The sequence below is a fragment of the Mesorhizobium sp. M4A.F.Ca.ET.050.02.1.1 genome (assembly GCF_003997725.1).
Lineage (GTDB): Bacteria > Pseudomonadota > Alphaproteobacteria > Rhizobiales > Rhizobiaceae > Mesorhizobium.
This window is the reverse complement of the sequence record NZ_RZSG01000210.1, coordinates 1-8283: the sequence shown is the minus strand read 5'-3', so window position 1 is coordinate 8283 and position 8283 is coordinate 1. Positions and strand designations below refer to the sequence as shown.

Genomic DNA, 8283 nt, shown 5'->3' with positions numbered 1-8283 from the left:
CGGAAGCCAGTCCGGCAAGGCCGAACAATGCACGCCGATAGGCAGCGAAAGCTGCTGGCCAAAATTATTTTTAATTTCAGTTAGTTAGATCGATTTCTGGCGTAATTTCGGCGACGTTCGGATAGACCTGAATCATTCCCACTCGATCGTGCCGGGCGGCTTCGACGTCACATCGTAGACGACGCGGTTGATGCCCCGTACCTCGTTGATGATGCGGGTGGCGGCGGCGGCAAGGAAGTTCATGTCATAGTGGTAGAAGTCGGCGGTCATGCCGTCGACCGAGGTGACGGCGCGCAACGCGCAGACGAATTCGTAGGTGCGGCCGTCGCCCATGACGCCGACGGTCTGCACCGGCAAGAGCACGGCGAAGGCCTGCCAGATGGCGTCGTAGAGGCCGGCCTTGCGGATCTCGTCGAGATAGATGGCGTCGGCCTCGCGCAGGATCTCAAGCTTGTCGCGAGAGATGCCGCCCGGGCAGCGTATGGCAAGGCCGGGGCCCGGGAACGGATGCCGGCCGATGAAGCTCTCGGGCAGGCCGAGCTCCTTGCCCAGCGCCCTCACCTCGTCCTTGAACAATTCGCGCAGCGGCTCGACCAGCTTCATGTTCATGCGCTCTGGCAGGCCGCCGACATTGTGGTGTGACTTGATCGTCACCGACGGGCCGCCGGAGAAGGAGACGCTTTCGATGACGTCGGGATAGAGCGTGCCCTGGGCCAGGAAATCGGCGCCGCCGAGCTTCTTGGCCTCTTCCTCGAACACTTCGATGAACAGCCGGCCGATCGTCTTGCGCTTCTTTTCGGGATCGGCCTCGCCTTCCAGCGCCGAGATGAAGCGGTCGGACGCGTCGACCAGGATCAGCGGCAAATTGTAGTGCTGGCGGAACATCTCCACCACGCTCGCCGCCTCGTCCTTGCGCATCAGGCCATGGTCGACGAGGATGCAGGTGAGCTGATCGCCGACCGCCTCGTGGATGAGAAGTGCGGCGACCGAGGAGTCGACGCCGCCCGACAGCGCGCAGATCACCTTGCCCTTGCCGACCTGCTTGCGGATCGCCTCGACGGCGTGCTCGCGATAGGCGCGCATCGTCCAGTCGCCCTCGATGCCGGCGATGTTGTGGACGAAGTTCCTGAGCAGCCTGGCGCCGTCCGGCGTATGCACCACCTCGGGATGGAACATGATGCCGTACATCTTGCGCTCGACATCGCCGAAGATGGCGAAGGGCGAGCCTTCGGACCTGCCGAACACCTCGAAGCCCTTGGGGAGCGAGATGACGCGGTCGCCATGGCTCATCCACACCTGGTGCCGCTGGCCGGGCGCCCACAGGCCCTCGAACAGCGGGCTCTCCTTCTCGATCTCGACGAAGGCGCGGCCGAACTCGCGATGGTTGGAGCTTTCGGCGACGCCGCCCATCTGCACGCAAAGCGCCATCTGGCCATAGCAGATGCCGAGCACCGGCACGCCGGCCTCGAAGACGATCTGCGGGGCGCGCGGGCTGCCGATATCGGTGGTCGAGGCCGGGCCGCCGGACAGGATCACCGCTTTGGGATTGATGCGCTCGAAGGCCGTCTCGGCCGACTGGAACGGCACGATCTCGGAAAAGACGCCGGCCTCGCGGATGCGGCGGGCGATGAGCTGCGTGAACTGGCTGCCGAAGTCGACAATCAGGACGGTGTCGGAGCGATTGGCTGTTTTCATGGCGAGCGTTTAGAGAAAGAAACGAGTCGGCGCAATGGGTTGCGAGGCGTCCGGTTCAATCCGACGGCTTCGCCGCGCCCAGGCTGACCGTGCCGGAAGCGATCGCCTGTTCCAGAAGGCCGACCGCGCCGGCCAGTTTCTCGTCGATAACGTGCAGGTACTCCGTCCAGTCGCCGACATGCCTGAGGTCAGCCGCGCCATCGGAAATGCCGCGCAGGCCGGCGAGTGGCACGCCGAACAGCTGGCAGGCGCGCAGGCAGGCGAAAGTTTCCATGTCGACCATGTCAGCGGCGATCGCATCATAGGCAGCGCCGGAGATGATCGCGCCGCCGGTCGACAGCGACGCCTCCCTGATGCCGGGGATCCTTAGCGGCAAGGGCACGGTGACCGGCAGGTCGAGAAACGGCGTGGCACCCTTCTCGAAGCCCAAAGGCGAGGCGTCGATGTCGCGATAGGCGACCGAAACCGCCTGATAGATCTCCGCCTGCTCCAGCGTGCGGCTGCCGGCCGAGCCGAGCGAGACGACAAGATCCGGCAGCGCCTTCCCCCCCCTCAGCCGGGCAAGCTCGGCGCCCAGCCTGACCCCGGCCTCGACCGGCCCGACGCCAGTCATCAGCGGCGTGAACAGTTTTCTGAGATGCGGACCGTATTCGGCCTGCGCGGCCATGACGAAGAGAACGTCCCTGCCCACGATCCGCACAGCGCTTGCCATGGATTATCCTTCGATCCCGTCCCGTCCGACGACCGTCATCATGGTGCCGGTCATGGTGGCGATCAGCTTGGCCTCGCCGTCGGCGGCGAAGGCGTAGGCCTGGCCGTCGGCGACGATGATGGTGCGGCCTGGCTTGGTCACCGAGCCGCGGAACAGGAAGCGCTCGCCCCTGCCCGGCGCCAGGAGATTGACCTTGAACTCTATGGTCAGCACGCTGGAATTCTGCGGCAGCAGCGAGAAGGCAGCATAGCCGCAGGCCGAGTCCAGCGCCGTCGAGATGACGCCGGCATGCAGGAAACCATGCTGCTGGGTGAGCGCGGCCGAGTAGGGCATCTCGATCTCGATGATGCCGGGTGTCACCAGGGTCAGCTCGGCGCCGATGGTCGTCATCGCCTGCTGCCGGGCGAAGGATGTGCGGACCCGGTCCTCATAGTCAGGAGCGGGTACGATCTTTGCTGCCATGGCTGTCGCCTTCATTTCCTGGGAAAGCTTATTGCAGAGGCACGCCGCGCAGGCAATCTCTTATGTTGCAGTGCAGCAATGCCGGCACCCCTGCCTCAACCCGCCCTGTGCAGCGCGCAGACATAGAACCCGTCGGTGCCGCTCAGCGCCGGCGACAGCGAGATACCGCCGCCGGCGCCGATGCGCGCGGCGGCTTCATGGCCGGGAAAGCGGCCGTCCCAGAGCTTGCGGTGGTCAACAGGCGCGAACTCACCATGGCGGGCGCGGAAATCGGCCACTTGCTCGCCATTCTCGGCGTCGAACACCGAGCAGGTGATGTAGACCAGCAAGCCACCGGGTTTGACGAAGGCCTTGGCCGCGTCGAGGATTTCCCTTTGCTCGCCCCGGCGCTGGTCGAGCTGTCTTTGCGTCAACCGCCATTTGGCGTCGGGGCGGCGCCGCCAGGTGCCGCTGCCAGTGCAGGGGGCGTCGACCAGCACGATGTCCATATGGCCAGCGAGCGGGCCCAGTTCGGCGGGTTTGCTGACGATCTGGATGTTTCGGTTTTCGGACCGGCGCATGCGGTCGAAGATCGGCGCAAGCCGCGCCTTTTCGGCATCATGGGCAAATATCTGGCCGCGATTGTCCATTTCGGCCGACAGCGCCAGCGTCTTGCCGCCGGCGCCGGCGCAATAGTCGAGCACCTGCATTCCGGCCTCGGCGCCGGCCAGCGTCGCGACGATCTGCGACCCTTCGTCCTGGACCTCGAACCAGCCCTTCTGGAAGGCGGGTTCGGCCTGGACGTTGGGGTGCCTGCCGTCGCCATCGATCGGCGGGATGCGGATGCCTTGCGCGGCAATGCTCGCGGCAGCCGCGCCCGTGCCGTTGAGTTCGGCCAGCACCTTGCCGCGATCGGCCTGCAGCGTGTTGACCCTGAGGTCCAGCGGCGGGCGAGCGGCGAGCGCCGCCCCTTCCGCGACCCACGTCTCGCCGAAAGCCTGCCCGAACAGCGGCACACACCAGTCCGGAATGTCGGCTCGTACCGCGTCCGGCGCATCGGCCGGGCGGCGATCGGCCGCCGCCATCAGTTCGGTGTCGCTGAGCAGCGGCGGCGCGAACCTGTCGCCGTCCAGCGCATCGTTCAGCGACTGTGCCGTCTGGCCCCATTCGAGCAGCAGGGCGCCGAAGCCGATTGCGCGCGGGGTGTCCTCGCCGAGCAGCCAGCCGGCGGAACGCTTGCGGCGCAGCGCGTCATAGACGATGTTGCCGATCGCCGCGCGATCGCCGCCGCCGGCAAAGCGGTGCGACAGGCCCCAGTCGCGCAGGGCGTCGGCCACCGGCCGGTGCCGCCGGCCGATGTCTTCCAGAACCTCAATGGCCGCCGCCAGCCTTCCGCCCAGTCTCATTCCTGCTCCGTCAACCGTTGCCTTCAGTCCTGCTCTTAGAGCCTTTCCTGCTCCGATTGAAACAGTTCTGTTGCGGTGAGGCCAAAACGGCCGGTCCAATGCCATCCTGCGTACGACATACGGAACGCTTTTCGATGCAGTCGGTCCTCAGCGGAAAACAAGAACAAATCAACCGGAACATGAAATATGTCTAATATTTTTACTAACGAGTACAAGCAAGCCCGCGGGCTTAACCACTCCGCTTTCCAAGATTTCGGGTTGCGAATACTCTCTCAGCCGTGATTCGCGACGCAGTAAAGGCGGTTTTGCGGATCGATACGAGGAGAGGGCAATGAAGACTTATCTTGCGGAAGTTCTAGGCACATTCCTGTTGGTATTCATCGGCACGGCTTCTGTGGTCACGGGCGGCTTCGGCGGTGCGCTGCCGCTCGGCCAGGAAGGCATCGGCCTGGCGTTCGGCATCGGCCTCATCGCGGCGGCCTATGCGATCGGGCCGATCTCGGGCGCGCATCTCAATCCGGCTGTGACGCTTGGCGCCTTCCTCGCCGGCCGGCTGCCGGCAAAGGACGTCGTTCCCTACTGGATCGCGCAGATCATCGGCGCCATCATCGCCTCGCTGGCGCTGTGGATCATCGTCTCCGGCCAGGTCGGCGGCCACACTGGCGGTTTCGGCGCCAATGGCTGGGACGAAGCGAAATGGGGCGTCAGCTCGGCTTTCCTGTGGGAATTGATCGCAACCTTCACCTTCGTCACCGTGATCCTCGGCGTCACGGCGCAAAATCACAGCACAACCTTCGCCGGGCTGGTCATCGGCCTGACGCTGGCCGGGCTGCACTTCGCCATCATCCCGGTCACCGGCACCTCGCTCAATCCGGCCCGCTCGATCGGTCCGGCGCTGTTTTCGGGCGCGGCGGCGCTCAGCCAGCTGTGGCTGTTCATCGTCGCGCCACTGATCGGCGGCGCCATCGCCGGCGTCGTCGCCAAGGCGCGCATCTTCGAGAAGGACTGATTTTTTTTGAAGCCTGAATGCGAAAAGGCGCGGGGCTGGCCCCGCGCCTTTTTGTTGGAGTGCACGCTCTTTCGAGGATCAGGCAATCTCGAAGCGGTCGAGGTTCATCACCTTGGTCCACGCCTTGACGAAATCCTTGACGAATTTGTCCTTGGCATCGACCGAGCCGTAGACCTCGGAAAGCGCTCGCAGTTGCGCGTGCGAGCCGAAGATCAGGTCGGCGCGGGTGCCGGTCCATTTGACCGCCTTGGTCTTGCGGTCACGCGCTTCGTAGATCTCGTCGGAGCCCGACGCCGGATCCCAGACCGTCGCCATGCTGAGCAGGTTGACGAAGAAGTCGTTGCTCAGCGTGCCTGGTCTGTCGGTGAACACGCCGTGCTTCGAGCCGCCGGAGTTGGCGCCGAGCACCCTCAAGCCGCCGACCAGCACCGTCATTTCTGGCGCTGTCAGGGTCAGGAGCTGCGCCCGGTCGACCAGCAACGCCTCGACCGACAGTGGCAGCTTGCCCCTGGCATAGTTGCGGAAGCCATCGACGACCGGCTCGAGCGCGGCGAAGGACTGGGCGTCGGTCTGTTCCTGCGAGGCGTCCATGCGGCCCGGGGTGAACGGCACCGTCACCTGGTGGCCGCCGTCCTTCGCCGCCTTTTCGACCGCGGCGACGCCGCCGAGCACGATCAGGTCGGCGAGCGAGATCTTCTTGTCGCCGGTCTGCGCTGCGTTGAACTCCTGCTGGATAGTTTCGAGCTTCGCCAGTACCGTCGACAGCTTGGCGGGCTGGTTGACCTCCCAGTCCTTCTGCGGACTCAGGCGAATGCGCGCGCCGTTGGCGCCGCCGCGCTTGTCGGAGCCGCGGAAGGTCGAGGCCGAGGCCCAGGCGGTCGAGACCAGGTCGGAGACCGACAGGCCGGAGGCGAGGATCTTGGCCTTCAGCGCAGCGATGTCCCCTTCGCTCGCCAACTCGTGGTCGATCGCCGGAATCGGATCCTGCCAGATCAGCTCTTCCTTCGGCACGAGCGGGCCGAGATAGCGCACGACCGGACCCATGTCGCGGTGGGTGAGCTTGAACCAGGCGCGGGCGAAGGCGTCGGCGAACTCAGCGGGATGCTGGTGGAACCGCCGCGAGATCTTCTCGTAGGCCGGGTCGAAGCGCAGCGAAAGGTCGGTGGTGAGCATGGCCGGCGCATGGCGCTTGGACGGATTGTGCGCGTCCGGCACCAGGCCGGCGCCGGCGCCGGCCTTCGGCGTCCATTGATGGGCGCCCGCCGGGCTCTTCGTCAGCTCCCATTCGTAGTTGAAGAGGTTGTCGAAGAAGTTGTTGCTCCACTTCGTCGGCGTCGTGGTCCAGGTGACCTCGAGGCCCGAGGTGATGGCGTCGCCGGCAATACCGGTGGCGTATTTGCTCGACCAGCCGAGGCCCTGCGCCTCGATGCCGGCGCCTTCCGGCTCGGCGCCGACAAGTGCGGCATCGCCGGCGCCATGGGTCTTGCCGAAGGTGTGACCGCCGGCGATCAGCGCGACTGTCTCCTCGTCGTTCATCGCCATGCGGCGGAAGGTCTCGCGGATGTCGCGCGCCGCGGCCAGCGGATCCGGATTGCCGTTGGGGCCTTCGGGATTGACGTAGATCAGGCCCATCTGCACGGCGCCGAGATGGCCATGGAGCTCGCGGTCGCCGGAGTAGCGCTCGTCACCCAGCCACTTCGCCTCGGAACCCCAGTTCACGTCCTGCTCGGGCTCCCAGACGTCGGCGCGGCCGCCGGCGAAGCCGAAGGTCTTGAAGCCCATCGATTCCAGCGCGACGTTGCCGGCGAGGATCATCAGGTCGGCCCAGGAGATCCTGCGGCCATACTTCTGCTTGACCGGCCAGAGCAGACGGCGCGCCTTGTCGAGATTGGCGTTGTCCGGCCAGCTGTTCAGCGGCGCGAAACGCTGCTGGCCGGCGCCGGCGCCGCCGCGGCCGTCACCGATGCGATAGGTGCCGGCGCTATGCCAGGCCATGCGGATGAACAGCGGCCCGTAATGGCCGAAGTCAGCCGGCCACCAGTCCTGCGAATCCGTCATCACATGGTGCAGGTCCTTGATCACCGCATCGAGGTCGAGGCTCTTGAACTCCTTGGCGTAGTCGAAATCCTCGCCCATCGGGTCCGAGAGGTTCGACTGCTGGTGGAGCACGCCGAGGTCGAGCTGGTTCGGCCACCAGTCACGGTTGGTCCGGCCGGCGGATCCATGCGCCACAGGGCATTTGCCCGCGCTGTTGTCGTCGGTTTTCGCGTCCATCTTACTCTCCGATTTTTGCCGAGATTTGATTTTTCACCAGGGGCTGCCAGCGGCCGCGCCAATCTGGAACGATTCCAGACTAGGCCGGCGAGACGATAAAGACAAATTGCCTTTCCTGTTTTTTCCGATAGGATTTCCTTATGATCGGTCTCACCGTCCGGCAGATGCAATATTTCGACGCGCTGGCGCAGACGCTGCATTTCGGCCGCGCCGCCAAGCTCGCCGGCGTCAGTCAGCCGGCGCTCTCCGCGCAGATCGCGGAGATGGAACAGCGGCTGGCCTGCCGTCTGTTCGAGCGCGGCGGCAAGACGGTGCGAATGACCGACGAGGCGCTGGCCTTGCAGCCACGCATCGAGCGCATCCTCGCCGACATCCGTGACGTCGAGACGACGGCCCGGCGCGGCCGCCCCGCCATGGAAGGGCGCTTCCGCCTGGGCATCATTCCCACGGTCGCGCCCTATCTGCTGCCGCATGTGTTGCCGGAATTGAGAAAGCATTTCCCGGTCCTGCAACTCGAACTGCGCGAGGCGGTGACCGCGTCGCTGGTCGAGGACACGGCTTCCGGCCGGTTGGACGCCTTCATCGCCGCGCTGCCGCTCGACCATCCCGGCCTAGTCAGCGAAGAGCTTTTCCCTGACCGCTTCTTCCTTGCCGTGCCGTCAGGCGATCCGGCCTTCGCCTCGCCGCCGGTGCCGCCGGAAAGCCCGGCGCTGGAAAGGCTGATGCTGCTGGAGGAAGGCCATTGT

7 protein-coding genes are annotated in these 8283 nt (G+C 65.5%); 2 read left to right on the top strand and 5 right to left on the bottom strand.

The genetic code is table 11. The features are described from left to right. Positions 1–132: 132 nt before the first annotated feature. The 4 genes from guaA to EOA33_RS15910 all read right to left on the bottom strand — a co-directional run bounded on the left by guaA (position 133) and on the right by EOA33_RS15910 (position 4254). Entirely contained in the window at positions 133–1695 is a 1563-nt protein-coding gene (guaA, locus tag EOA33_RS15925) for a glutamine-hydrolyzing GMP synthase (protein WP_127406033.1), read from the bottom strand. Positions 1696–1750: 55 nt separating this feature from the next. After that, positions 1751–2407, bottom strand: coding sequence for a 5'-methylthioadenosine/S-adenosylhomocysteine nucleosidase (locus EOA33_RS15920; protein ID WP_127406032.1), 657 nt, complete (start codon positions 2405–2407; stop codon positions 1751–1753). A 3-nt stretch (positions 2408–2410) separates the two neighbouring features. Further along, a complete protein-coding gene (locus EOA33_RS15915; protein ID WP_126056380.1) occupies positions 2411–2869 on the bottom strand; it encodes a PaaI family thioesterase in 459 nt (152 codons plus the stop codon). Positions 2870–2964: 95 nt separating this feature from the next. Further along, positions 2965–4254: an RsmB/NOP family class I SAM-dependent RNA methyltransferase gene (locus tag EOA33_RS15910; RefSeq protein ID WP_126056381.1), complete on the bottom strand. Its 1290-nt coding sequence runs from the start codon at positions 4252–4254 to the stop codon at positions 2965–2967. A gap of 331 nt (positions 4255–4585) precedes the next feature. On the opposite strand from EOA33_RS15910, the gene EOA33_RS15905 reads away from it, so the two are divergent. Continuing rightward, a complete protein-coding gene (locus EOA33_RS15905) occupies positions 4586–5263 on the top strand; it encodes an MIP family channel protein (protein WP_126056382.1) in 678 nt (225 codons plus the stop codon). A 78-nt stretch (positions 5264–5341) separates the two neighbouring features. Here EOA33_RS15905 and katG read toward each other — a convergent pair whose 3' ends face one another. Continuing rightward, entirely contained in the window at positions 5342–7537 is a 2196-nt protein-coding gene (katG, locus tag EOA33_RS15900; RefSeq protein ID WP_127406031.1) for a catalase/peroxidase HPI, read from the bottom strand. 140 nt (positions 7538–7677) lie between these two features. Between katG and EOA33_RS15895 the strand changes: the two genes are divergently transcribed. Then, the coding region (locus tag EOA33_RS15895; protein ID WP_145989161.1) for a LysR family transcriptional regulator at positions 7678–8283 on the top strand (606 nt) is incomplete at its 3' end.

What these genes read in the sequence shown, in the direction of transcription:
- EOA33_RS15910 (WP_126056381.1), bottom strand. Translation starts at nt 4,254, where the DNA reads ATGAGACTGGGCGGAAGGCTGGCGGCGGCCATTGAGGTTCTGGAAGAC.
- EOA33_RS15915 (WP_126056380.1), bottom strand. Translation starts at nt 2,869, where the DNA reads ATGGCAGCAAAGATCGTACCCGCTCCTGACTATGAGGACCGGGTCCGC.
- EOA33_RS15920 (WP_127406032.1), bottom strand. Translation starts at nt 2,407, where the DNA reads ATGGCAAGCGCTGTGCGGATCGTGGGCAGGGACGTTCTCTTCGTCATG.
- katG (WP_127406031.1), bottom strand. Translation starts at nt 7,537, where the DNA reads ATGGACGCGAAAACCGACGACAACAGCGCGGGCAAATGCCCTGTGGCG.
- guaA (WP_127406033.1), bottom strand. Translation starts at nt 1,695, where the DNA reads ATGAAAACAGCCAATCGCTCCGACACCGTCCTGATTGTCGACTTCGGC.
- EOA33_RS15905 (WP_126056382.1), top strand. Translation starts at nt 4,586, where the DNA reads ATGAAGACTTATCTTGCGGAAGTTCTAGGCACATTCCTGTTGGTATTC.